Raw genomic sequence first — 25134 nt, 5'->3', positions numbered from 1 at the left:
TTCGCCGGGCGCGACGCGACGCCGGTCAGCTCAGGATGATCGGCAACGCGGCCAGATCGTTCTGGGTGAGCACCGGCAGGTTGCCGATCTCACTGTGGGGCACGGCAAGTCGCAGCTGCGGGAAGCGGGCGAACAGCGCGGGCAGCGCGATCGCGGCTTCGAGGCGCGACAGGGCGGCGCCGGGGCAGATGTGCGGCCCATAGCCGAAAGCCAAGTGGCGGTTGGCGGTCGAGCGCGTCACGTCGAACTCGTCGGCGGTCTCGCCGTGCACCGTGGTGTCGCGGCCGACCGCGCGGTAGGACATCACCACGCCCTCGCCCTTGGCGATCACGGTGTCGCCGACGGCGATGTCCTCGGTGGCGAAACGCATCAGCAGGTGCGAGACCGGGCCGTCCCAGCGCAGCGACTCCTCGATCACCTGCTTCCATTCCACGTCGCCGGCAAGCACTTTCGCCAGCTGTTCGGGTTCGCCGAGCAGCGCGCGCACGGTGTTGATGATCAGGCTCACGGTGGTCTCGTGCCCGGCGGCGACGAGCGCGGTGATATTGCCGATCGCCTCTTCCTCGGTGAGCGGCTCACCGCCCTCGTCGGCGATGATGAACGCCGAGGTGAGATCGTCGCCCGGGTTCGCGATCTTCTGCCTGACCTGGTCGGTGAAATACGCGTCGAGGTCGCCGATCACCCGCAGGCGCTCGTCCTGCGGGGTCATCACCGAGAAGAACTTCTTGTACCAGTCGAGCAGCTGCGCGTGGTCTTCGCGCGCGACGCCCATCAGGTCGCCGACCACGCGCATCGGCAGCGGGTAAGCGAACACCTCCTTGAGGTCGACCGGCGCGCCGTCGGCACCGGCGGCCGCAAGGTCGTCGAGGAGCTCGGCGGTGAGCTGCTCGATCACCGGACGAAGCTCTTCCAGCCGCCGCGGAGCCAGCGCCTGCGCGGTCTTGAGGCGCAGCTTGCGGTGCTCGGCACCGTCGACGGTGAACATCGATCGACCCACGTCGACCATGCCGATCAGCGGCCACTGGTTCGTCACCACACCGTCGGCGTACAGCGACCACGCGTTGATGTCCTTGACCAGCCGGGTGTCGGTGGTCAGCTGGCGCGCGACGGCGTGATCGGTGATGGTCCAGGCCGGCACGCCGAGCAGGTCGATCCGGGCGATCGGGCCGAGTGCTCGAAGGCGGGCGGTTTCCCCGTCGAGGTCACCGACCATAGGGTCGATGGCGAAAGGGCATGGCGAATTCACGAAAAACCTCCGACGGGTCGAACTGGTGTGAAACGAACGGGCAGTGCGCTCATGCCCCGAAGGAAAGCCGAAGGTCGCCGGGTGAGTTGGTCGGCGGGTACTGCGAGGTCCATGTCGGGGAGCCGGTCGAGCAGCACCTCGATCCCGGTCCTGGAGATGATCTCCGCGATCTGCTGCGCCGGGAAGGGACAGCGGTATTCGCCATAGCTGAACGCGAAGTGCGCGTTGTTGCCCGTCGGCACCGAGCCGCTCTCGGTGAACGACTGGCGCACATGCGGATCCAGATTGGCGGCGGCGAGACCGAGTAGCACCATGTCGCCCGCCCGGATCGTGTGATCGGCGAGTCGGGTGTCGCGCGCGGCCCACCGTCCGGACAGGATCGAGGTGGGACTCTCTTCCCAGAGCACTTCGCTCATCGCCTCGCCGACGCTGCGCCTGCCGCCGCCGAGCGCGTTCGCGAATCGATCGTCGGTGAGCATCAGCCGCATCGAACTGCCCAGCCAGTCGGCGGTGGGCAGATGGCCCGCGGCGGTGATCGCCACCAGGTCCAGCATGTATTCCTCATCGGTGAACGGCTCGGCGTCGGCCAGCATCAATGACACCAGGTCCCCTGCTGGACGGGCCTTCTTCGCTGCGACGAGCCGGGCCATGTGCTCGGTGAAACGCATGTACGCGGACTGCGCGTCGGCGCCGCCGTCGGCGAGCTGTTTCATCACCAGGGCGAGGTCGGCGGCATCGGCGTCGGGCAGCCCGAGAATGCGGGCCAACGCCAGGATGGGCAGCGGCACCGCGAATTCCGCCATCAGGTCGGCGGTGCCACGACCGCAGAACCTGTCGACCAGCCGGTCGGCGATTTCCTCACAGGCACGCCGCAATTCGAAGTGGTCGACCGCGTCCAGCGCCGGTTCCACCATCGCCAGATGCCTGCGGTGTTCGGCACCCGCGGTGAAGTAGATCGAGGGCATGGGCCCGCCGACCATCGGGAGCAGCGGCCAATCGCCGGGCACATTGGGCCACTGATTCCACAGCGACACATCGCGCGGGAAGAGCAGCGGATCACTGGTCACCTGGTGCAGTTCGCGGTAACCGATGATCAGCCAGGCCGGGAACCCGCCGGGCAGTTCGACCTGCACCACGGGACCGTGATCGCGCCGCATCCGCCGATAGACCTCGTGCGGTTCGATGTGGAATTCGGGGCCACTCAACGGCACCGCGCCGGTGATCGGGCAGGCGCCGGTCGGTGTGCTCATGAGACGGTTTCTCCCTGCGGGACAGCGGAATACAGATGCTCGACCAGTGCGATCAGCACCTGCTTGCTCGATTCGCGCGAGCGCGCGTCACACATCACCAGCGGCACCGCCGGATCGAGGTCGAGCGCTTCACGCACATCGTCGGCGGCGTGGGAGTCACCGAAGTCGTTGCAGGCGACCACGAACGGGGTGCCCTGATGTTCCAGCCGGTCGATCGCGTACCAGGAGTCGCTGATCCGGCGCTGGTCGACCAGCACGATCGCGCCGAGCGCACCGGCGAACAGCCGGTCCCACAGAAACCAGAACCGTTGCTGCCCAGGAGCTCCGAACAGATACAGCACATGTTCGTCGTCGAGGGTGATCCGGCCGAAGTCGAAGGCGACGGTGGTGGTCGACTTGCCCGGCACACCGCTGGTGTCGTCGACGCCTGCCCCGACATCGGTCATGGTGGCCTCGGTGTCGAGTGGCCGGATCTCACTCACCGAACGCACCAATGTCGTTTTGCCGACACCGAATCCGCCGATGACCACGATCTTCAACCCATGCATTGCCGTGCTGTGCAGCGGCGCTCGAGCCCGCTCGGGCACGTTCTCAGAGCTTGCGAAGTCCAACGAGCACCTTCTCGAGGGTGGAAGCATCCAGCGACATCGCCGCCGACAGCGGTGGGCGCACCGTGATCTTGCCCGCGGCCAGCAGGTCCGACAGCACAACTGTGGCGACACCGACGGGCAGGCGCAGCTCGGCCGCGATCTCCACCACCGCGGTCGGCGCCCGGCACATGTCGAGGACCGCGGCCTGCTCCGAGGACATACCCGCGGTGGGTGCCGACTCGCTGACCACCAGGGTGACCAGGTCGAAGTCCTCGGTCACCGGCGCGCGACCGCCGGTGAGGGTATAGAACCGGTCGGGATCGTCGTCGCGACCTGCCCTGGTCAATCGATCGCTCCGCGTCTGGGCTGGGTCGCCAGGTGCTCGCCGAGCTGTTCGACCAGCTCGTGCATCGTGTGCCCGACCAGACCGGCATCGGCGTCCTCGGCGGCGACCACCGCCAAGTGCGCGCCGCGCCCCGCCTCGACCACGAACAGGATGCCGCCGTAGAACTCGGTCATCGACTGGCGAACGCCGCCACGCCCGTCACCGAACTCCACGGATGCCCCGTGCGCCAGGCTCTGGAATCCGGCGGCGATCGCGGCCAGCTGATCGGCGCGGTCCACATCGAGTTCCGGTGTGTGGCAGATCTTCAGGCCGTCACCCGACAGCAGCAGGGCATGCCTGGCGCGTGGGGTGCGCGCGAGCAGCTTCTCGAGCAGCCAGCCGAGATTCGCGGGGGCGGTGGTGGTCATCGGTCCTCCAGTGGGTCGGGAGCCGCGGCGGCGCTGCCCGGTTCGTGGCTTGCGGTGGTGCGGCCCGGCGCGGAACGCTGGAAGGCACCGAGGGCGGTGGGCTCGGCCGGTGTGGCCTTGGCGGCCGGCGCGGTGGTCAGGCCTTCGGGGTGGACCTGGGCCAGGGTGTCGCCCCGGCGACGTTTCGGCAGCGTGGGCGAGGAGGAAGGGACACCGTCGGTTTCCGGTCGCGCGTGCTGACCGGCAGGCGCGCTGAAATCCATGGTGCCGGTGTCGGTTCTGCGTGGGATCGGACTGTCGAACTGGCTCAGCGTGGCGGGCTCGGCGAAGCGCGGCGGGGCCATCGCAGTGCGACTGCGGCGTTCGGCGCGGGCGGTGAGCTCGCGCGGGACGACAACGACCACCGCGGTGCCGCCGATCGCGGACGGCCGATACGACACGGTGAGTTCGTGTTTGCGCGCCAGATGCCCGACCACGGCGAGCCCGAGCCTGGTTCCCGACAGCGAGGCCAGGTCGGCGCCTTTGCCCTTGTGGTCGCGCCCGGTGACGGCGGCTTCGGCGCGGCGCAGCGCGGAATCGCTCATGATCAGGCCGCTGTCCTCGATCGTGATCACCACGCCCGCAGGCACTTCCGCGGCGTAGACGTGCACCTCGGTGGTGGGCGGCGAGAAGTTGCAGGCATTGTCGAGGAGTTCGGCGAGGCTGTGCATCACGCCTTCGGCGGCATGCCCGGCGATGCCGATCTCGGCGATCGCGCGCAGCCGTACCCGCTGATATCCGGCCACGCGACCCATCGCGCCGCGCAGAATAGATTCCATCGCAATCGGTTTCGCCCAGCGGCGGCCGGTGCGCGCACCGGACAGGACCGCGATGCTGTCGGCGAGGCGCCCCGCCTGGGCGGTGCGGTGGTCGATGTGGAGCAGGTCGGTGAGCACCCTCGGGTCGGCGTGACGGTGTTCCATCTCGCGCAGTTCGGCCAGCATCGAGGTGGTCATCGCCTGGATTCGCCCCGCCGCACCGGCGAACGCGGCCAGTGCCGCCGCGCCCCGCCGCGAATTCTCCTGGGCTTCCCAGGCGTACGCGGCGGTGTGTTCGTCGGCCTGGGTCAGACGTGCGCTCGCCTCGGCCACGGTGGCGGCCAGTCGCTGTTCGGCCAGCTGGGCGGTGGCCAGACTCGCGCGCGCCTGCGCACGCTGACGCAGTGCGAACCAGACCGCGGGGCAGCCGAACAGTGCCGCGGCCACCGCGGCGGCGAGCACCGGGATGCCGATAGTCTGCGGCGTGAACACCGCGGTCACGGCGGCGATCGCCACCACCGCCACCCCCGCACCGAGCACCACAGATCCGACGCTGTCACCGGACCCCTCCGGTGCGGCTACTGTCTGTGCCATCGGCAGTACTTCCGCAGTACTCACAGGCCCCCAAGCCATCAGTGGTCGAGCAAACACGCAGCAAGGCAGCCTGTTTCGAAGTCGGAGTCGAGCATATCGAGCCCCCGCCCTACCTGCCACTCGACCGATCAGGGTTCACCGGCCGTTCGGGTACGGGTCAGCGTCCGGCCTGCTCGGGGTCCTTGCGGCGAGACGGTGATCACGTGGCGAGGGCTCGTGCGATAACCACCGCCATAGCGCGATAGCCGGAATCATTGGGGTGCAGGTGATCACCGCTGTCGAACGCCGCGGCGAGGCGGGTGCGATCACCGGGTTCGGTCAGCGCTTGTTCGAGATCGACCACCTTGTCGAACGCGTCCGACTCCCGTATCCACGTGTTCACTTCGGTGCGCAATCGCTCCTTCTCGGGCGAGAAGTAGGTCGACCCGGCGAACGGCGGGATGGTCGCGCCGACGATATACACACCGTCCGTCCGCGCCTGGGCGATCAATTCGCGGTATCCGGCGATGAGCTGAGCCGTCGAAACCTGTGGGTAGACCACCCCGTCGGGCCCCGCGCTCCCCGACAGACCAATGTCGTTGATCCCGATCAGAACGATGGCGGTGCCGACGCCCGGCTGTTCGAGAACGTCGCGGCGGAAACGAGCCAGGGCGCTGTCGCCGAGCACGGTCGAGTCGGTGAGCAGCCGGTTGCCGCTGATTCCGGCGTTGACCACCGGGCCGTGGTGGCCCGCCGCCGCGAGTTGGTCGGGGTAGCGCAAGTCGGCGTCGAGGGTGGAGCGGTAGCCGTCGGTGAGCGAATCGCCGAAGGCCACGGTGACATCGCCCGCGCTCGGCCGCAAGGTGTCGACGCCTGCGAGGTAGTACCAGGACTGGGAGGTCTCGGTGAACGGTGCCGCCGAGGGCTCGGCGGAGTGATCGCCCTGTGCCCGATAGGTGGTGGCGAGCGCCTGGCCGTGCTGGGTCGCGGGGCCGGTGGGTTGGGCGAAGTAGAGAGTCACCGCCATCGACGCCCCCGCCGTGTCCATCGCATCGCTGACTATCTCGCCCCCGGGAGCGATCACGAAGGTGGACTGTCCGCCAACGGTCAACGCCCGCACCGATTCCGGGACGACAGCGGCTCCACCCTCACTCGCGGCGACGGTCGCCGCCGTGACCGGCAGGGGGTACTCCCCGTAGCGATTCGACAGCCGGATTCTGACTTGGGGGCCCTCCTCCGACAGGCGAACCACCTGTCGCACAGTCTGATCGGAGAAACCGAGTGCGGACCAGTTCTGGTAGATCGGGTACTGGACAGCGGTCGCCCACGCACTCGACCATGAGGTTTCGGTGTCGCGAGCACCGAATGCCACCAGGGCCAACGCGGCTACGGCAGCGACGGGCGCGGCGATCCAGCGCAGGCGCACCGTCATCGGAGCGACCATGTCATGCCGAAAGTAGCTAGGGCGTCGAGGAATTCGACCGGCTCGAACAGTTCGGCGGGTGACTGCGCGCCCGGCTTGCCCGCGCCCGTCGCGATGCGCGTCGCGACCTCGACCGCGAGTTGGGCGCTGTTGCGGTAGGCGTCGGGGCCGCTGCCGATGCCGCGCAGTGTCCGGCCGCCGCGATGGATGTCGACGACCATCGAGTACGCGGCCGGGACCGACGGCGTTTCGGGCGCCGCATCGAGATCGGCCGCGGTGACGGTGCCGACGATCTCGAAGATCGACTTCGCGAGGACGCCCTCTACCGAGCGCACCGCGGTGTGGCGTGGAATCGTCACGACCGAGGGTTGTGGAAACTTCATCACTGCAATGGGTTCCGTCTCGTCAGGGAGTAGGAAGGTTGCGCGGCGGGGCTGGGGGCCGGTGTGGAATTCGCCGTCGGACCAGGACAAGCCTCCACTGGTGAAGACATCTAGATTCTGGAAGACGGTGCGCATACTCCCGCGCGAGCCCTCGCCGCCGGGCGCGGCGACGTGACTCAGGACGATCTCGTCGGCGCCGCCGAGTCGCCGCGCCCCGAGGTGGGCGAGTAGGTCACCGAAGATCCCGGCTTCGGTGGTCGCGGTCGAGAGCGTCACGCCGGCCTCTACCGCGAGCTGGCTGTATTCAGCGAAGACCTTCTCGACGAAGAGCTGTTCGCCCGCGACGTCGACGTAGTGGGCGCCTGCCGCGATGGCGGCGCGCAGGACTCCTTCGCCGGTGCCGGTGAAGTCGGGCAGCGTGCTGATCACGGCGTCGGCATCGGCGAACGCGGCGACGAGGGCGGCGTGATCGTCGGCGGCGGCGACGCGGACCTCGGCGCCGAGACCGGCGAGGCGCTCGGCGTCGCGGCCGACGACCACGGTCTCGATACCGCGCTCGCGCAGCTCCCGCACCGCGAATGTTCCGACGTGGCCACTGGCTCCGTAGACGGCGATCTTCATGTCGTTCTCCTTGTTCATCGGGCTGATGAACTCAGCGTATGAGCCAGATCAAAGACAGGAAATCATCAATAGTCTTTCCCAGATATCCAATCGTCTCTACCCGGTATCATTCTGGACATGGATCTACTGAGCGATGTCCTGGCCACCGCGAAGACCGGCAACCCGGCCTCCGGCATGTTCGTCCGGCACGCGCCGTGGGGCCGGGCGTATCCGCGCATCGAGAGCGCGGGCTTTCACGTGGTGCTCCAGGGCTCGTGCTGGCTGACGCGGCCCGACGCGGAGCCGCTGGCACTGGGCGCCGGTGACGCGGTGTTCATGCCGCGCGGTGTCGCCCACGATCTGCTCGACCAGCTCGACAGCCCGGTGACCGAGACCGCCGGACCGGCCGACGTTCGGACCGTAGCGGGACCGGGCGCTCCCGCGACCCTGCTGTGCGGTTCCTACCAGCTCGCCGCCGACCGGACCCATCCGATGCTGGCGGAACTGCCCGAGGTGGTACACATTCCGGCCCGGCTCGGCACCCATCCGTCGCTGCGCGCCGCCGTCGACCTGCTCGCCGACGAACTCACCGACACCCACCCCGGCGCCGACGCGGCGATACCCCCGCTGCTGGATCTGCTGCTGCTCTACCTGCTGCGTGCCCGGCTGGCGGACACCAAGGAGACATCCGGCTGGGCCGCCGCGGTCGCCGACCCCGACATCTCGCGGTCCCTGCGCGCCGTCCACGACGACCCCGCCCACGGCTGGACCGTCGAATCCCTCGGTGCCCGAGCGGGTCTCAGTCGCGCCGCCTTCGCCAAACGCTTCATGAACCTCGTCGGCGAACCCCCACTGACCTACCTCACGCGCTGGCGCATGCTCACCGCCGCCCGTCTGCTCCGCGACACCGACCACCCCCTGTCCACCGTGGCCAGGCGCACCGGCTACAGCTCCGAGTACGCCTTCAGCAAAGCCTTCAAGCGCGAATTCGACACGGCCCCAGGCCGATACCGCTCGGCACCGACCGAAGTCCTGGTGGCCGGAGTGTTGTGATCCTCAGTCGAGCACGGCTGTCGCCTCGACCTCGACGAGCAGATCCGGCTCACCGAGCGCGGCCACCCCGATCAGCGTGATCGGCTTGACCGGATCGACCCCCAACTTCGCCGCCGCCCTGGCGACACCTTCACCGAGCAGCGGGAACTTGTCCGCACTCCAGTCGACGACATAGATGGTCAACTTCGCGACATCGTCGAACGAACCACCGATCGCCCCGAGCGCGGTGCCGATATTGAGATACGCCTGCTCGACTTGAGCAGCGAAATCACCTGTGCCGACCGGATTTCCGTCGGCATCACGGGCGACCTGCCCGGCCAGGAAGACCAGCCGCGAGCCTGTCGCGATCGAGAGTTGCCGATACACCTCCGGTTTGGGCAGCCCTTCCGGATTCACCAGTTCCACTGACATGCCTTCTCCCGCCACTCGAACGTCTGTGCGGATGATGGTAGCCGATCCGATATACATGCTACCTGTATACTTTCGGCATGAAGGAACTCCGGTGGGTCGGCGACGCGCTGGACCGGCTGCGCGAATTGCCGCAGCCGGTCCAGCGTGGCCTCGGTTACGGCCTACACCGAGTCCAGACAGGCCAGACGCCGCTCGACTTCAAGCCGATGCCGACTGTCGGCGCCGGTGCATTCGAACTTCGATACCGCGATCGAACCGGCGCATATCGCATGTTCTACGTCGCTCGATTCGGCGATGTCGTTTACGTGCTCCATACCTTTACGAAGAAGACGCAAAAGACCGCGCCCGGCGACTTGTCCGTCGGCCGGGACCGCTATCGCGCGGCGGAAGCGGATGCAAGGAAGGGATGAAGCCATGAGAATTCAGCGAACGTCCGATGTATGGGAAGCGATCACGGACTCCCCAGAAGAGGCCGAGCGGCTTCGAGTTTGGGCCGAGGCACTGGACGCGGTGCTCGCACGGATCGATGAGTTGGAACTCACGCCCACCCAGGCAGCCGAGCGACTCGGTGTCGCCAGGTCACGGATCTATGAGATGCGGGCAGGCAAGCAGGGTGTGTACAGCCTGGAGAGGCTGATCGGCTTCGGTGCGCGCCTCGGTTTGCACACCCATCTGACAATGCGAAAGACCGCGTGAGGCGGACCAACTGGCTAATCGATCTCGCCCACAGCGAATTTCGTTGCCTCGGCTACGAGTTCATTGGACGGTTGCGCGTTCTGTTCGGGCTTGGTGGTCAGGACGGCGAGGACGAGCGGCGCGCGGCCGGGCGGCCAGGCGATGGCTACGTCGAGGGCGGAGCCATAGGCGGGGGTGCCGGTTTTGTCGCCGACTTTCCAGTCGGCGGGCAGGCCCGCTTTGATGCGTTTGGCACCGGTGGCGCTGGCGAGCAGCCAGTCGGTGAGCTGAGCACGTTCGGGGTCGGCGAGGGCTGTGCCGAGGACGAGGGCGCGGTAGTCGGCGACCAGGGCCGCGGCGGTCGTGGTGTCACGTTCGTCGCCCGGGATGGCGGTGTTGAGCTCGGGCTCCCAGCGGTCGAGGCGGGAGACATTGTCGCCGAGGGTGCGCAAGAAGGCAGTGAAACCCGCTGGGCCGCCGAGCAATCGGAGGATGAGGTTGCCCGCGGTGTTGTCGGAGACGGTGATCGCGGCGTGGCAGATCGCGGAGACCGTCATCCCGGTATCGATGTGCTTTTCCGTCTCGGCGGAGTTCACCACGATGTCGGCCGCCGTGTAGTGGATGACCTGGTCGAAGTAGCCGGTGGACAGCGGATGGGCTTGTAGAAGGGCGCCGCACGCCAAGCCCTTGAAGGTCGAAGCCATCGGGAAGCGTTCGCTCTCACGGTAGTTCACCGTCGCGCCGCTGCCGGTATCTACGACCGAGAGTCCAAGCCGGGCACCGTATTTCGCTTCCATATCGACGAATGCGGCTGGCGCGGCCGACGCCGCAAGCCCCGATGTCGACGGTGGCGCCGGTGTTACGTCGTTGCTCGAGCAGGCCGTCGTTGTCACGGCCGAGATCGCCAGCGCGACGGCGGCGATTCGGGTTCGGAGGCGCGGCGCGCGGCGCGTCAGTGCGGTGGGAGTCACCGGTGCACAACATCATCGTCGGCCACCGTGAGGCCAATATCGGACACCCGCCTGGACAAGTCGCGCTCGATATCACCGCAGGTAGGTGGCGGTAACCCCACCCAAACGGCCGATCGCCACCGGCCGCGTCCTCGCCGATCGACCAAGTGGTAGCAAGCGCGCTGGTTCAATGGCCGATATGGATCTGATCCGCCACCTCCGGTTCTTCGTCTCTGTCGCGGACGAGGGCCACTTCGGGCGGGCAGCAGCGGCGCTCGACATGACCCAACCTCCTTTGTCGCAGGGATTGCGCCGCCTCGAACAGCATCTCGACATCGAACTCATCCGCCGCACCAGCCACGGCGCACTGCTCACCACCGCGGGCAGGCAATTGTTGCCGCGTGCCCGGCTGCTCGTCGACGACGCCGATCGGTTGCTCGCCGAATCACAGCGGATCGCGCAGCTCAGCGGCACCGTGCGGTTCGCGGCGACAACCGCGCTGCCCGATCGGCTGGTCACCGCGTGTGTCACGGGCCTGCGCGCCGCGGGTGGCAGCGTGGCGACGACGCTGGGCACGACCGTCGATCTCGTCGCCGAGGTGCGGGCGGGTGTGTGCGATGTGGCGGTGGTCGAACATCCGGCGCTGGTCGACGGTGTCGAGGCCGGACCGGTGGTGAAGTTACCGCGCTGGTTGGTGGTGCCCGCCGAGCACCGCACCACCACCGCCGAGCGCCCGACCTTCCCGATGCTCGCCGGGCTGAATTTCGCACATCCGCCGCGCGCCGCGAACCCGCCTGCCTTCGACAGCATCATCGATCTGCTGCGGGAACGTGGACTGGACGCGCCACCGCTCGCAGCTCCCGATGATCGGGCGGTGCTGGCCGCCGTCGCCGCGGGCACCAGCTTCGGTGTCAGCGCTACACCGCCGACCCCGACGCCGGGGGTGGCCTGGCTGACGTTGGCGCCGCAGTCGATCGCAGTGCGGGTCAGGGTGATTCGCCGGGCCGATGCCGGCGCCCATGCCGAGGCGTTGGATCGGGTGCTCTACCGGGAGCGGCTGCGATGAGCAGGTTCGACGCGGCTGAGGCGATCGGTCCGCCCGATGCGAGCTGGGATGGTTATGGCGAGGGCGGTTGCCGCGTGCCAGGCGTCGCTGAATCGGCGACCGCCAGGATTCGCGCGGTGTTCGCCGACGCGGGCTGTGCCGGTTGGTTACACGCCCGGCGCTGCGACGGATCCCCCGGCGAGGTCTCTGTCGGTGGGCGCGACCGCGTGGTGATCGCTTCGGTCTACAAACTGCTGTTGCTGGCGGCCTTCCTGCGGCAGGTCGACCACGGCCGGATCGACCCGGCAGGCCGTCTCACCATCAACCCCGCGGACTGCACTCCGGGCCCCACCGGCATTGCGGCACTGCGTGATCCGGTCACGCTGAGCCGCCGCGATCTGGCTACGTCGATGATGACGGTGTCCGACAATGCCGCCGCCGACGTGTTGCTCGGCGAGGTCGGCCTCGCCGCGGTGGTGGAGCTCGTGCACGAACTCGACCTGACTGATACCCGCATCGTCGGCGGCACGGCCGACCAGCACCGCAGCCTGGTGCGCGATACCGATACCCACAGCACCGCAGAGGCTTTCGCGGCATTGGCCGACAATGACGAGGCGTGGACGGTTTCCGCCTACGACCCGTCCTTCGCCAGCGCGACCACGCCCGAAGAGATGACCCGGTTTCTGTGGAAGCTGTGGTCGGGCGACATGTTGTCCACGGCGAGCATCGAATTCGCGCGCACGGTGATGAGCAAGCAGATCTGGCCGCACCGCATCGCCGCCGGATTCCCCCATCGCGGGGTGCTCGTCGCGGGAAAGACCGGCACCATCGGGGTGATCCGCAACGAAGTCGCCGTCATCGAGTTCCCCGGCGAAACGCCGGTAGCGGTAGCGGTTTTCACCCGCGCCGCCCGCGCCGACCCGATGCTGCCGGTGGTCGACGCCGCGATCGGTGAAGCGGCACGGATCGCCGTCACCGAACTGCGCCGCCCGCACTGAGGCGACCACTACGGCACCACCATGGCTAGCATCGTCGTTTGTGGGTGGAGATTCTTCCGGCTTCGGCCGAGTGCAGAAAATCGGGATCGCGGCGGGGGCGCTGGGTGTAGTGCTGGCGGTGGCGACTCCGCTGCTGCCGGTGCAGCAGCAGCGCGCGAGCCTGGATTGGCCGCAGCCGCAGTCGATGCAACTCAGCGCGCCGCTCGTGGACTACGTGCCGCTGTCACTCGAACTGAGCATTCCGTGTACCGCGTTGCGCGAGATGACCGGCGGGACCGTGCTGTCCACAGTTCCCGCCCAGGCGCCGCGAGCCGGGTCGAAGGGGTTGGTCGCGCGAATCGAGGACCGGCCGGGAGCTGGGCGGACGTTGTCTGTGGTCCTGCGCGACAAGCTGCTTTTGAGCGCGTCGATCGCGGATATCGCAGGAGGCGATCCAGCGAACGCGGGCGCGCCCGGCTCCGCGGCCGAGAGCCAGGCAGGCACACAACCCCCGCCCACCGGGACAAACCAACCTGCGGGGGCTACCGGCGCCCAACCTCCCAGCAGCACTCCACCTAGCAGTGCACCGCCCCTCGGCAGCACCCCACCGATTGGTGCTCCCGCTGATGGAAGCACCGATCCGGGCGGTCGTCTTCCTGCCGGGAACCCGTCCCCCAGCGGTGACGGGTCACCGCCCAGCGTGCCCACTTCAGGGGTACCCGGTACCGGCCAGCCGCCAGGGTCGCCACCGCCCGGCAGCGCTCCCCCTTCAGGAGCGGTTTCGCCGAACGGACCAAGCGCACCGCCTTCGACTACGAAGCCGCCGGCCGGTCCGGCGGGTGGGCCCGGTGTGCCGGGAGACGCTGCGAATGCGCGGGATGCTCGATGCGGTGCGTTGACGGTGGTTTCCACGGCGGCGAGCACGACCGCCGAGCTCACCGGCATGGCTCGGGCAGACGGGTCGCCGATGAAGACGACCGTCGACGCTGATGTGCGGCCGCAGCTGGTCGGGGTCTTCACCGAATTGGATCGTGGACGGATGGGGGACGCGCGGCTGCATGCCGAGATCGATGCGCGGTTCTCGTCGAGTCCGAGTGGCTGGAAGCTGGCGGCGATCATCGGGGCGGTGCTGTGTGCACTGCTCGCGTTGATCTGCTTGCACCGCGGCGATATTCGCGACGGCCGTCGTACGCGTCGCATCCTGCCCGCACGCTGGTGGCGATTCACCGGTCTCGACGCGGTGGTCGCGGCCACCCTGGTCGGGTGGCATGTGATCGGCGCCAACAGTTCTGACGACGGCTACATCCTGACGATGGCGCGCGCGTCGAAGGAAGCGGGCTACACCGCCAATTACTACCGGTGGTTCCAGGTCGCCGAGGCCCCGTTCGGGTGGCCCTACGAGGTGCTCGCCCAGATGACCCGGGTCAGCGAGGCCGGGCTGTGGATGCGGTTGCCCGCGTTGCTCGCCGGGTTCGTCTGCTGGCTGGTGCTCAGCCGGGAAGTGTTGCCGCGCCTGGGTTCCGGCGTGAGTTCGAGCGTAGTGGCGCGCTGGACAGCGGCGCTGGTTTTCCTGTCGATCTGGCTCCCCTACAACAACGGCTTGCGCCCCGAACCCCTGATCGCGGTCGGCGCGGTCCTCACCTGGTGCTCGATGGAACGGGCGATCGCTACCCGCCGCCTTCTGCCCGCCGCCGTCGCGGTGCTGATCGCCGCATTCTCCCTCGCGGCGGGCCCCACCGGATTGATCTGCGTGGCAGCACTTTTGGCTGGTTCGAGACCGGTAATCCGGACGATCATCGCCCGTGCCACGCCGGACTCGGGCACCGTCGCGGTCGCCCGGTCCGCTCCGAGCACGGTCGCGATCACTCTCGGAGCCACCTTCCTCCGGTACAGCGCACTGGTAGCCCCGATCCTCGCCGCGGGCACCCTCGTGCTGGTCGTCGTGTTCGCCGACCAAACCTTCTCGACCGTCCTCGAAGCCACCCGCGTGCGCCAGCTCGTCGGCCCCGACATGTCCTGGTTCGAGGAACGCACCCGCTGGGATTCCCTGCTGTCGGTCAACCCCGACGGTTCCCTGGCCCGCCGCTTCGGCATCCTCGCCATGCTCTTGTGCCTCGCCGTCGGCATCGTCGCGACCCTGCGCCGCGGCCGCGTCCCCGCGACCGCCCGTGGCCCGGTCACTCGAATCCTCGCTGTCGTCTTCATGGCCCTGCTGCTGATGATGTTCACCCCCACCAAGTGGACCCACCACTTCGGCATCTACGCGGGCCTGGCAGCCGCCCTCGCCGCGATCACCGCGGTGGCCTTGGTCCGCGTCGGACAGAACTTTCTCCGAACCCTGTTCGCCGCCGCCGTCCTGTTCCTGCTCGCCGTGAGCTTCACCGGCTCCAACGGCTGGTGGTACGTCTCCGGCTACGGAGTCCCCTGGCCCGATCGCGCACCCGCTCTCGGCGGCATCGAGGTATCGACCTTCTTCCTCGCCGCTACGGCCGCGGCCCTCGTCACCGCCCTGTGCCAGTACTACCGTGCGCCGTTCGCACCGGCCAACGGTGACGTTGACCGTGCTGACGTCGGCCGCGAGTCCGAGGTAGGTGCCGGCAGTGGCCGCGTTGTCGATCGTGGCCGCGTGCGCGCTGTTGCCGGTCATGTCGGCAGTGGACGAACTCGCCGAGCTCCCGCGGTCGCGCCGCTGACCGTTGCCGCGGCAGCCATGGTGTTGTTCGAAGTGGGATCGCTTGCCTCGGCGGCAATTTCGCAATACCCGGCCTACTCGGTCGGGCTGTCGAATCTGCGCGCGCTGGCGGGGAACCAGTGCGCGATGGCCGATGACGTGCTCGTCGAGACCAACACCGCGGACTCGCTGCTCACCCCGTACAGCGGCACCGCCGCCGACGGGCTGGCCGCCGAGAACACCGGCTTCACCCCGAACGGCATCGGCAGCCTCGCTCCCGATCCCGGACCCGGCCAATCCTCTGCCCCGCCTTCAGGTTCGGGCCCTGGCCCCGGGGGCAGCGGACCCGGCGGCAGTGGTCCCGGCGGTTCCGGCCCGGGTGGCGGCGCACCCGGCGGGGGCGGACCCGGCGGGGGCGGCCCGGGTGCCAGCGCATCCGGCAGCTCAGGCCCCGGCGGCGCAAGTCCTGGCGGCTCAACACCTGGTGGAGGCGCTGTTCCGGGCACGAACGGGACGCCGGGTGGTGGGGCGAACGGCTCCGCACCAGGCAGTTCCACCGGGGCACCGCCGAACGGTCCGAATGCGGGACCGCCGGGAGCACCTGGCTCGTCCGGGCCCGCGGTGACCGGCGTGAACGGGAGCACAGTCGCATTGCCGTTCGGGCTCGCTCCGGAGCGCACACCGGTACTCGGTAGCTACTCGACTGGCGAACCGCAACGCACCCAGTTGACTACACAGTGGTATCGGATGGATCTTGCTGCCGCACAGCAGAATCCGGCGTACCGAGTGTTGATCCTGACAGTGGCCGGGCGAATCGAGTCCACCGCACCCGATGGCTCACGCATGCCAGGCCAGCGATTGCGGGTGGAGTTCGCTCGTCGTGCTGAGGACGGAACCACCACCGCCCTAGGCGATGTGATCCCGCCAACGGTTGGTGGTGCTCCGGGCTGGCGGAATCTCCCGGTCGCGCTGGATCGAATTCCCGCAGGCACCACAGCCATTCGACTGGTCGTCGACGCCGCGGAGCCCGACCCCATGCAGTGGCTCGCGATCACCCCGCCGCGCCTGCCGAAACTGTCGAGCCTGAACACCGTCGTCGGCAGCTCCGACCCGGTCCTCGCGGATTGGCATGTGGGACTGGCATTCCCGTGCCAGCGCCCGTTCGACCACCGCGACGGCGTCGCCGAGATGCCGATCTGGCGAATCCAGCCCGACAAGCTCAACGCCCAGGTCTCCGAGACCTGGCAGGGCGACACCGGCGGCGGCCCCCTCGGCTGGACCGGCCTGCTCATGCAGTCACGCACCATCCCCGCCTACCTGGCCGACGACTGGACCCGCGACTGGGGCGAACTCCAACGCCTCACCCGCACGGTCGCCGCGCCACCGGCGGACATCGACGTCCACACCGAAACCCGCTGGGGCCTGACGAACGAAACCCCGATCAAAACCAGCTGACCTCCGACAAACACGAAACCGCCGCCACCCGAATAGGGGTGGCGGCGGTTTCGGTGGTGACAGCGGCTACTTCGGCGGTTCGCCACCGGCGGGCGGTCCACCGGCCGGTGGTCCTCCGGCGGGCGGTGCACCACCGCTGGGCGGGGTCGCGCCCGCAGGCAAGGGCTTGCCGATATTGCGTGCCATGTCCGGCATCAGGCGGATGGCGACCTGTTCCCAGGTGCCCCAGTTGTGGATGCCGATGTCGGGGAAGTCGTAGCTGACATTCTCGTAACCCAGTGCGGTCACCCGCTTTTCGAAGGAGCGGGTGTTGGCGAGGGCGATCGCTTCCAGTGGCATGCCCTGGGTGATCGCGTCGATCGAGGACAGATCCTGATCGGCGGGCTTGGCGCTGCCCGCGGAGACGTAGAGGCGGGTGTTGTTGGCGATCAGCTTCTCGACGAAACCGTAGGGGTCCATCCGGCGCCACTTCTCGCTGCCCGCGGGCGCCATCGCCTCGATGTTGTACCCACCGCTGGCGATCATCGCCCCGCCGAGTGCCTCACGCATGCCGGGCATCGACATGTGCAGGTAGCCCGACAGCGAGCCCGCGTAGGTGAACTGCTCCGGGTAGTAGGCCGCCATCAACATCGCCGCGCTACCACCGCTGGACAGACCGACCACACCGTTGCGGGTGGAGCTGAAGCCCAGCCGGGACTTCATGGCGTCCGGGAGGGTCTTGGTGATGAAGGTTTCCCACTTGTAGGTGTTGGTCTTGCCCTGGGTGTCTTCCCAGCCGCCGATCGCCGAACCGGAGTCCGCGCTCGGCAGCAGCGACCCGTCGGGATTGATGCCGCCGAAGCTGCTCGGCTGCTCCCAGTCGGCGTAGAAGCTGGACTGACCACCCACCGGCATCACGACGTTGATGTTGAACTTCGCCATCTGCGCCGGGATGGTGGTGTGCTTCTCCCAGCCGTTCAGGTCGTCCTCGGCCCGTTCGCCGTCGAGCAGGTAGACCACCCGATCGGTGTTACCGTCGGCCGCGCGGATGATCCTGGTGTTGATCTCACCCATCGACGTATCAACCCGGAAGTCGATCGCGGACGGGTCGGCATCGGCTGCCGCGGGTGCGACCGACGCGCCGAAGGGCAGCACCGCCACCACCGCACCTGCCATGACCCGCCGAAAAAGAATATTTACCCCACGCATGATCGGTGTACTGACCTTCCCGTTTACGCGGCCGCGCCGCTTCCCCACTCGACCCGCCACGGTACGAAACCTGCGTGCGGGGCCCTGCCGGGCAGCATAGCGCGCCCGGCGACCCCCGGGAATATCGAATTGCGCAGTGGGGCAGCCCGCTTCGCGCGTGCGTACGGTTCCGCGGATTCTCGGCGAGGGAGCGCCCGGGCGGAGCGCTACCCTGGGAGGTCGATTCGTGGCCGTGCCCGGCCGCCCTGCCCCAGAACGGGACCGTCGTGAAGCTCGCCGTACGCCTGATGATGTTGCTGCTGGTCCTCGCCCTGCTGTTCGGGGTGCCCTGGTGGATGTTGATCTCGGCGCCGACCGGTGGCAGCGGCACGCTGTTCTGGATCGGGACGGCGATCTGTGTGGCCGCCCTCGGGTGCCTACCGCTCACCATGTTCCTCGGGCACGGGCCCGCGCAGTCCGATCCGGCGGTGATCGTCGGCGACACCCTGCTCGGGGTGCTGTGGGTGGTGTTCTCCTGGTCGGTGATCGGGGTGTTCGCGCGCGGAGCACTGTCCGTGGCCGGTGTCGACGGCGCGCTCGCCGCGCGGTTCGTCGCGGTCGGCGTGCTGGTGATCGCGGCGGCGCTGGTCGCCTGGGGCGTCTACGAGGCGCGGCGGGTGCCACGGGTGCGCACCGTGGACGTGGCGATCCGTGGACTGGCCGACGGGCTCGACGGGTTGCGCGTCGTGGTCGTCACCGATACCCACTACGCCGCGCTCGACCGGCAACGGTGGTCGGAGCGCGTGGTCGAGGTGGTCAACGCGCAGCAGCCCGATATCGCGTGCCATGCGGGAGATCTGGCCGACGGATCGGTGGCGAAGCGGCACGCCCAGGTCGACCCGCTGGCCGAGGTGAAGGCGCCACTCGGCCGGTTCTACATCACCGGCAACCACGAGTACTTCGGCGACGCGCAGGGCTGGATCGACCACATGGCCTCGATCGGCTGGGAGCCGCTGCACAACCAGCACCGGGTCGTCACCCGCGACGGCGACCAGCTCGTCGTCGCCGGTATCGACGACCCGACCGGCAAGGGCCTGCCCGGCCACGGCCCCGACCTGCCCGCCGCCCTGAGCGGCGCCCCCGATGTGCCGGTGGTGCTGCTGGCCCACCAGCCCAAACAGATCGCCGACAGCGCCGCGGCAGGCGTCGCGCTACAGATCTCGGGTCACACCCATGGTGGGCAGATCTGGCCGTTCCACTATCTCGTCCGGCTCGACCAGCCGGTGGTCGCGGGCCTGAGCAGGCACGCGAACAACACCCAGCTCTACACCAGCCGCGGCACCGGCTTCTGGGGTCCGCAACTCCGGGTGTTCGCACCCAGCGAGATCACCGTGCTGGTGCTGCATCCGCACCGTTGATCCGCGTGACTTCACCCAGCGAGTCGCCCACATGGCTGGGTGAATCGCACGAGATCAGCGGTGGGGCTGGGTGACCTCCGACGGCAACGGGCCACTCATCACGACACTCGAACCGGTCCACGAGTAGGTGATCGTCGCGGGTCCGCCCTGGGGTGCGGCGAAGGGCTCGTCCGCGGCCAGCCACCGGTACTCGACGGTGACGGCGGTGCTGCTCGACCCCACCACGGTGGTGAAGGCATACGGCTCGGAAGTGCCTGTGCCCAAGTATTTTCCGTCATGGAAGAACAGCACGTGAATCGGTGCGCCCGCCGAGTTGCCGCCGATGGCGCGCACCCACAGCAGTTCCCCGCAGTTACCCGGCTGATCGGCCGAGGCCTGCCCGGCGACCCAGCTTCCGGTGAGGCTCGCCAGGGCATTCTGCACGCCGGTGGAGGACGTATCGATGCAGCGACCGGGTCCGCTGATGTTGTTGCCGGGGGCGGGAGAGGTGGTGTCGGGCACCGGAATGATCGTGGGCGGCGGTGTGACCGGCGGCGTTTCGGGCTCCGGCGCGATGGTGGCGCCGGGCTGGGGTGCGGCGGTCTCCTCGGGCGCGGTCGGCCCCGGCGCCTGGGTACCCGGCGCGGGCTTTGCCGACGAGGCTGCCGTCGAGTGGGAGGTCGAAGTGGTTGTCCCTGAACCACTCTCGCCAGTGCAGCCTGCGACCAGCGCCGCGGCGACGGCGATCAGCGCACCCATCCGAACTGCGTTCTTCATGGTTCCTCGATTCTGTGTCCCCTACGCGCTGTAGCGCGCGTATATGCACACTTCATCGGGGCCCTCGGCACGGTCGTTAGGCGGTTCAACGCAATCCTCACCCTAGGGTGCGACATCCGCACCCTGAGGCCTGGAGCTGGTCGTCGCGGCGCCAGGCGAAAACCGCTGGCGGGGCGTGACAGGATCAGCAAGTGCTCTTGACGATCTCTACGACTCACACGCCGGCGACAGACCTCGGTTACCTCGTGGTCAAACATCCCGACCGCGTGCAGTCGTTCACGACCACCGGCGGCACGGCACACGTCTTCTATCCACAGGCCGATGTCGACCGCTGCACGGTCGCGCTGCTGCTCGATGTAGACCCGGTCGAGTTGGCGCGACCGACCAAGGGGCACAACGGATCCGCGCTCGGACGCTATGTGAACGACCGGCCGTATGTGGCGTCGAGCCTGCTGTCGGTGGCGTTGGGCAAGGTGTTCCGGTCGGCGCTGAACGGGACCAGCCGCGACCGTGCCGAGCTGGCGGAGACGGCGATTCCGTTGGAGATCGAGGTGCCCGCCGTACCCTGCCGAGGCGGGACAGAGATCGTCGAAAGGCTGTTCGCGCCGCTGGGCTGGACGGTGTCGACGACGACGGTGCCGCTCGATCCGCAGTTCCCGGAATGGGGCCCTTCGCCCTACACCCACCTACGCTTGACCGGGACGCTGCGGCTCGCGGAGGCGCTGAATCACCTGTACGTGCTGTTGCCGGTGTTCGATGACGCCAAGCACTATTGGGTGGACGCCGACGAGGTCGACAAACTGTTGCGCGCGGGCGAGGGCTGGCTCGGTGCCCATCCCGACCGCGAGATGATCGCGCGACGCTATCTGACCGGACGCCGAACCCTGATGCTGTCCGCGCTGGAACGTTTGCGTTCGGTGGACGAGCCGCTCGATGAGGCCGAGATCCCCGGGGACGCGATCGACCGCGTCGAAGCCGCCGAGCGCCGCACGCCGCTCGTGAAGCTCCGCAAGGAAGCGGTGCTCGCCGCGCTGGCCGAGACCGGCGCATCGCGGGTGCTCGATCTCGGTTGTGGCCCAGGCGCTTTGCTCCTCGCGCTGCAAGCCGATGCCCGGTTCACCGACATCGTCGGCGCCGATGTCTCGAGCGCGGCGCTGTCGATGGCGGAGCGGCGCTTGAAATTCGATCGGATGTCGGACCGGCAGCGGGCCAGGATCACGCTGATCCAGTCGGCCCTGACCTACCACGACAACCGGCTGCGCGGCTACGACGCGGCGGTGCTCATGGAGGTGATCGAACACGTCGACGAGTCCAGACTGCCCGCGCTCGAACGCGCCGTCTTCGGGCATGCCGCACCTGGCGCGGTGATCGTGACGACGCCGAATGTGGAATACAACGTGCACTACGAAACCCTCGACGGTCACCGCCACGATGATCACCGATTCGAGTGGACCCGTGCGGAATTCGCCGCGTGGTGCGCCCGCGTCGCCGAGACGTTCGGCTACACCGTCGACATCCGCCCGGTCGGCGACCACGACCCACGAACCGGCTCCCCCACCCAGCTCGCGCTCTTCCGGAAGGTCACGGCGCCGCTACCCGACCCTGCGCGGTCGCCCTCCACCACCCCCTCCGGGCCCGATCGTCAAGGCGCGCTATGAACATCGACCTCCCCGAACTGTCGCTCATCGCCCTCATCGGCATCTCCGGCTCCGGCAAATCCACCTTCGCCCGCGAGCACTTCAAGCCCACCGAGGTGCTGTCGTCGGACTTCTTCCGTGGCTTGGTCGCCGACGACGAGAACGATCAGTCCGCGACGAAGGACGCCTTCGACGCGCTCGGTCACATCGCCGGGATCCGGCTGCGCGCCGGTCGCCGGGTGGTCATCGACGCCACCAATGTGCAGAAGCACGCGCGGGCCGAATTGGTCTCGCTGGCACGGTCTTTCGATGTGCTGCCGGTCGCGATCGTCATCGATACGCCCGAAGCTGTCGCGTGGGAACGCACTCAGGGCCGCACCGATCGCACCTTCGGGCGCAATGTGCTGAAGCGGCAGAGTCAGGACCTGCGGCGTTCGCTGCGCGAGCTCGGCCGTGAGGGTTTTCGCAAGGTGCACGTCGTCAGCGATCCGGCGGACGTGACGATCGCCTACGAGAAGGCGTGGAACGACCGGCGTGAACTCACCGGGCCGTTCGACATCATCGGCGATGTGCACGGCTGCCAAGCCGAATTGGAAACGCTGCTGGGCGAACTCGGATGGGCGCTGGTTCGCGACGAAGCGGGTCGACCGGTCGATGCCACGCACCCGGAGGGTCGTCAGGCGGTCTTCGTCGGTGACCTGGTCGACCGTGGGCCCGATTCACCAGGGGTGCTGCGATTGGTGATGGGGATGACCGCGAACGGCCATGCGCTGTGCGTGCCGGGTAATCACGAGCAGAAGTTGCTCAAGAAGCTGCGTGGTAAGAACGTCACGGTGTCGCACGGGTTGGCCGAGACACTCGAGCAATTGGACAGTGAGACACCGGAATTCGTTTCAGCCGCCGCGCAGTGGATCCACGACTTGGTGAGTCACCTGCGATTGGACGGCGGGCGCCTCGTCGTGGCGCACGCCGGGCTCAAAGAGGAGTACCACGGTCGGGCCTCCGGACGGGTGCGCGACTTCTGCCTGTACGGCGAATCAACCGGAGAGACAGACGAATACGGCTTGCCGGTGCGCTATCCGTGGGCCAGGGATTATCGCGGCGCGGCGACGGTTGTCTACGGGCACGTTCCGACACCGAAGGTGGAGTGGATCAACAACACCGTCTGCCTCGACACCGGCGCGGTCTTCGGCGGCGAGCTGACGGCGATGCGCTACCCAGAGAAGACGTTCGTCGCGGTGCAGGCCGAGCGGATGTACTACGAGCCGATCCGGCCGCTCGCCGACGCCGAATCCGCGCGCGACAACGAGACTCTCGACCTCGCCGATGTCACCGGGCGCAGACACATCCGTACCGATCACGGCACGGTGATCGTCGATGCCGAGAACTCCGCGGCCGCACTGGAAGTGATGAGCCGGTTCGCGATCGACCCTCGGCTGCTGCTGTGGTTGCCGCCGACCATGTCCCCGCCGTCGACCTCGACCGTCGAGGGTTATCTCGAGTACCCCACGGAAGCGTTCGCCGACTATCGCGCGGCAGGCGTGGACAAGGTGGTGTGCGAGGAGAAGCACATGGGGTCGCGGGCCGTGGTGCTCGTGTGCCGTGACCGGGCAGCGGCCCGGTTCGGGGTCGGCGACGGGTGCTCCGGTGCGATCTACACCCGCACCGGCCGGTCGTTCTTCAACGATCCGTCCCTCACCGAGACCCTCCTGGAACGCGTACGTGCCGCAGCCGCACCGCTTTTCGACGAGCTCGGCTCGGACTGGCTGCTCTTGGATTGCGAGCTGCTGCCCTGGTCGGCCAAGGCAGCCGGGCTGATCCGCACCCAGTACGCGGCTGCCGGCGCCGCCGCGCGCTCCGCACTTCCGTCCGCCGTCGCGGCACTCGACGCCGGACTGGCCCGCGGGCTCGACCTCGGCGAACTGCGCGACCGCACCGCCGCCAGAGCCGAGAACGCGGCCGCCTTCACCACCGCATACCGTCAATACTGCTGGCCGACAACAGGACTCGACGGCATCCAGATCGCCCCGTTCGCCCTCCTGGCCTCCGAAGGTGCCACCTACGCCGACCGCGACCACGGCTGGCACCTCGACATCAGCCACCGATTGGTAGCGGCTGACCCCGCGACCTTCCGTCCCACCGGCCGCCGCATCGTCGATCTGTCCGACCCCGCCGCCGAAGCCGAGGCAACCACCTGGTGGCTCGAGATGACCGAGGCAGGCGGCGAAGGCATGGTCATCAAGCCCTACGCCGGCCTGGCCCACCGCACCAAAGGCAAACTCGCCCAACCGGGCATCAAATGCCGAGGCCGCGAATACCTCCGCATCATCTACGGCCCCGACTACACCACCCCGCAGAACCTCACTCGCCTCCGAGACCGCACCCTCAGCCGCAAACGCACCCTCGCCCTCCGCGAACACACCCTCGGCCTGGCAGCCCTGGACGCCGTCGCGACCGGCGAGCCGCTGTGGCGTGTCCACGAGTTGGTTTTCGCGATCCTCGCCATGGAATCCGTACCCACCGACCCTCGCCTCTGACCACCGGAGCCGCGGTGCGGTCCGTGCCGACCACGCTCAGGGTTGCGATGACGGCGGCGGCTGCCAGGTGATGCTTATCGGCGCCAGAAGAAGTGGTGTACCACTCCGCTGGGGCTGGGGATCTGCTCGTGGTGGAAGCGGTCGTCGTACTCGTCGGAGCTTTCCCACAGTCGTTCGCCCGCACCGATTTCCACCGGGGCGACGGCTATGTGCATCGCGTCGATGAGGTCGGCGGCGAGGAACTCGCGGACCGTGGCGACGCCGCCGCCGATGCGCACATCCTTGCCGTCGGCGGCGTCAAGAGCCTGGGCGAGCGCGTCCTTCGGGGTGGCGTCGAGGAAGTGGAAAGTGGTGTCGGCCAGGGTAAATGACGGGCGCTCGTGGTGGGTGAGGACGAAAACCGGGGTGTGGAACGGCGGGGTGTCGCCCCACCAGCCCTGCCAGTCGTAGTTCTCCCACGGTCCACGCTGCGGGCCGAACTTGTTGCGGCCCATGATTTCCGCGCCGATGTTGAAGGCGAAGTCGCGGATGATGTAGTCGTCGAGGCCGTAGGTGCCCCCGGGATCAGTGCGGTTCGGCCAGTGCGCGGTGGCGCCCGCCCAGGACATGAAGTCAGCGGGTTCGGCGTGGCCGAACGGCCGGTCGAGACTCTGCCCCTCCCCCGCACCGTAACCGTCGCTGGAAATGCTGAAGTTCTGAACGCGAACCATCTGAGCCATCGGGGTGCCCTTTCTGATTGCAATGTGCAAGCAGTGACGAAGGTATCC

Annotated in this window: 22 protein-coding genes and 1 pseudogene; 10 read left to right on the top strand and 13 right to left on the bottom strand. The window is 68.3% G+C overall.

Translation table 11 applies throughout. From position 1 onward, the window contains the following. Positions 1–25 precede the first annotated feature (25 nt). The 8 genes from ACFWO8_RS20260 to ACFWO8_RS20225 all read right to left on the bottom strand — a co-directional run bounded on the left by ACFWO8_RS20260 (position 26) and on the right by ACFWO8_RS20225 (position 7636). Complete coding sequence (locus ACFWO8_RS20260) at positions 26–1213, bottom strand: cytochrome P450 (RefSeq protein WP_378953197.1); 1188 nt, start codon at positions 1211–1213, stop codon at positions 26–28. 29 nt (positions 1214–1242) lie between these two features. Further along, a complete protein-coding gene (locus ACFWO8_RS20255) occupies positions 1243–2496 on the bottom strand; it encodes a cytochrome P450 (protein WP_378953195.1) in 1254 nt (417 codons plus the stop codon). Then, positions 2493–3044, bottom strand: coding sequence for an ATP/GTP-binding protein (locus ACFWO8_RS20250; protein WP_378953193.1), 552 nt, complete (start codon positions 3042–3044; stop codon positions 2493–2495). Before ACFWO8_RS20250 ends, ACFWO8_RS20255 begins: the two co-directional genes overlap by 4 nt. 43 nt (positions 3045–3087) lie before the next feature. Next, positions 3088–3432: a DUF742 domain-containing protein gene (locus tag ACFWO8_RS20245; protein ID WP_378953191.1), complete on the bottom strand. Its 345-nt coding sequence runs from the start codon at positions 3430–3432 to the stop codon at positions 3088–3090. Next, positions 3429–3839, bottom strand: a complete 411-nt coding sequence (locus ACFWO8_RS20240) for a roadblock/LC7 domain-containing protein (protein ID WP_378953189.1) — start codon at positions 3837–3839, stop codon at positions 3429–3431. The genes ACFWO8_RS20245 and ACFWO8_RS20240 overlap by 4 nt, the downstream gene beginning before the upstream one ends. Next, positions 3836–5230 carry a sensor histidine kinase gene (locus ACFWO8_RS20235; RefSeq protein WP_378953187.1) on the bottom strand — a complete coding sequence of 465 codons (1395 nt, stop codon included), beginning with the start codon at positions 5228–5230 and terminating at the stop codon, positions 3836–3838. The genes ACFWO8_RS20240 and ACFWO8_RS20235 overlap by 4 nt, the downstream gene beginning before the upstream one ends. 199 nt (positions 5231–5429) lie before the next feature. Further along, positions 5430–6641 (bottom strand): SGNH/GDSL hydrolase family protein, encoded by a 1212-nt coding sequence (locus ACFWO8_RS20230; protein ID WP_378953185.1) that lies wholly within the window; start codon positions 6639–6641, stop codon positions 5430–5432. Then, entirely contained in the window at positions 6638–7636 is a 999-nt protein-coding gene (locus ACFWO8_RS20225; RefSeq protein WP_378953183.1) for a saccharopine dehydrogenase NADP-binding domain-containing protein, read from the bottom strand. The genes ACFWO8_RS20230 and ACFWO8_RS20225 overlap by 4 nt, the downstream gene beginning before the upstream one ends. A gap of 117 nt (positions 7637–7753) precedes the next feature. On the opposite strand from ACFWO8_RS20225, the gene ACFWO8_RS20220 reads away from it, so the two are divergent. Then, entirely contained in the window at positions 7754–8668 is a 915-nt protein-coding gene (locus ACFWO8_RS20220) for an AraC family transcriptional regulator (protein WP_378953181.1), read from the top strand. Positions 8669–8671: 3 nt separating this feature from the next. Here ACFWO8_RS20220 and ACFWO8_RS20215 read toward each other — a convergent pair whose 3' ends face one another. Continuing rightward, entirely contained in the window at positions 8672–9079 is a 408-nt protein-coding gene (locus tag ACFWO8_RS20215; RefSeq protein ID WP_378953179.1) for a RidA family protein, read from the bottom strand. Positions 9080–9156: 77 nt separating this feature from the next. On the opposite strand from ACFWO8_RS20215, the gene ACFWO8_RS20210 reads away from it, so the two are divergent. Together ACFWO8_RS20210 and ACFWO8_RS20205 are read left to right on the top strand one after the other, a co-directional pair. After that, a complete protein-coding gene (locus ACFWO8_RS20210; RefSeq protein ID WP_378953177.1) occupies positions 9157–9489 on the top strand; it encodes a type II toxin-antitoxin system RelE/ParE family toxin in 333 nt (110 codons plus the stop codon). A 4-nt stretch (positions 9490–9493) separates the two neighbouring features. Next, positions 9494–9775: a helix-turn-helix domain-containing protein gene (locus tag ACFWO8_RS20205; protein WP_378953175.1), complete on the top strand. Its 282-nt coding sequence runs from the start codon at positions 9494–9496 to the stop codon at positions 9773–9775. Positions 9776–9789: 14 nt separating this feature from the next. Here the strand turns inward: ACFWO8_RS20205 and bla are convergent, their stop codons facing one another. Continuing rightward, positions 9790–10725: a class A beta-lactamase gene (gene bla / locus ACFWO8_RS20200; RefSeq protein ID WP_378953173.1), complete on the bottom strand. Its 936-nt coding sequence runs from the start codon at positions 10723–10725 to the stop codon at positions 9790–9792. Between the two features lie 169 nt (positions 10726–10894). Between bla and ACFWO8_RS20195 the strand changes: the two genes are divergently transcribed. The 4 genes and pseudogenes from ACFWO8_RS20195 (at position 10895) to ACFWO8_RS20180 (ending at position 16852) form a co-directional block, all read left to right on the top strand. Next, the gene (locus ACFWO8_RS20195; protein WP_378953170.1) at positions 10895–11770 is read left to right on the top strand and encodes a LysR family transcriptional regulator; all 876 of its coding nucleotides are present in this window, start codon (positions 10895–10897) and stop codon (positions 11768–11770) included. Further along, positions 11767–12747, top strand: a complete 981-nt coding sequence (locus ACFWO8_RS20190; RefSeq protein WP_378953168.1) for a serine hydrolase — start codon at positions 11767–11769, stop codon at positions 12745–12747. Before ACFWO8_RS20195 ends, ACFWO8_RS20190 begins: the two co-directional genes overlap by 4 nt. Further along, positions 12701–13165, top strand: a pseudogene (locus ACFWO8_RS20185) (hypothetical protein); the annotation flags it as partial. The gene ACFWO8_RS20190 and the pseudogene ACFWO8_RS20185, both read left to right, overlap by 47 nt. Before the next feature lie 411 nt (positions 13166–13576). Next, the gene (locus tag ACFWO8_RS20180; protein WP_378953552.1) at positions 13577–16852 is read left to right on the top strand and encodes an arabinosyltransferase domain-containing protein; all 3276 of its coding nucleotides are present in this window, start codon (positions 13577–13579) and stop codon (positions 16850–16852) included. 66 nt (positions 16853–16918) lie between these two features. On the opposite strand, the gene ACFWO8_RS20175 is transcribed toward ACFWO8_RS20180, so the two are convergent. After that, positions 16919–18007, bottom strand: coding sequence for an alpha/beta hydrolase (locus ACFWO8_RS20175; RefSeq protein ID WP_378953166.1), 1089 nt, complete (start codon positions 18005–18007; stop codon positions 16919–16921). 299 nt (positions 18008–18306) lie between these two features. On the opposite strand from ACFWO8_RS20175, the gene ACFWO8_RS20170 reads away from it, so the two are divergent. Then, positions 18307–19437 carry a metallophosphoesterase gene (locus ACFWO8_RS20170; RefSeq protein WP_378953164.1) on the top strand — a complete coding sequence of 377 codons (1131 nt, stop codon included), beginning with the start codon at positions 18307–18309 and terminating at the stop codon, positions 19435–19437. 54 nt (positions 19438–19491) lie between these two features. Here ACFWO8_RS20170 and ACFWO8_RS20165 read toward each other — a convergent pair whose 3' ends face one another. Continuing rightward, entirely contained in the window at positions 19492–20193 is a 702-nt protein-coding gene (locus ACFWO8_RS20165) for an LppP/LprE family lipoprotein (RefSeq protein WP_378953162.1), read from the bottom strand. Between the two features lie 191 nt (positions 20194–20384). On the opposite strand from ACFWO8_RS20165, the gene ACFWO8_RS20160 reads away from it, so the two are divergent. Continuing rightward, positions 20385–21851 (top strand): 3' terminal RNA ribose 2'-O-methyltransferase Hen1, encoded by a 1467-nt coding sequence (locus ACFWO8_RS20160; RefSeq protein ID WP_378953160.1) that lies wholly within the window; start codon positions 20385–20387, stop codon positions 21849–21851. Then, positions 21848–24367, top strand: coding sequence for a polynucleotide kinase-phosphatase (locus ACFWO8_RS20155; protein ID WP_378953157.1), 2520 nt, complete (start codon positions 21848–21850; stop codon positions 24365–24367). Before ACFWO8_RS20160 ends, ACFWO8_RS20155 begins: the two co-directional genes overlap by 4 nt. A 74-nt stretch (positions 24368–24441) precedes the next feature. On the opposite strand, the gene ACFWO8_RS20150 is transcribed toward ACFWO8_RS20155, so the two are convergent. Beyond that, complete coding sequence (locus ACFWO8_RS20150; RefSeq protein WP_378953155.1) at positions 24442–25086, bottom strand: dihydrofolate reductase family protein; 645 nt, start codon at positions 25084–25086, stop codon at positions 24442–24444. Positions 25087–25134: the final 48 nt, after the last annotated feature.

The organism is Nocardia sp. NPDC058480, assembly GCF_042720495.1.
Taxonomy (GTDB): domain Bacteria; phylum Actinomycetota; class Actinomycetes; order Mycobacteriales; family Mycobacteriaceae; genus Nocardia.
This window is presented reverse-complemented; position numbering and strand designations above follow the sequence as displayed.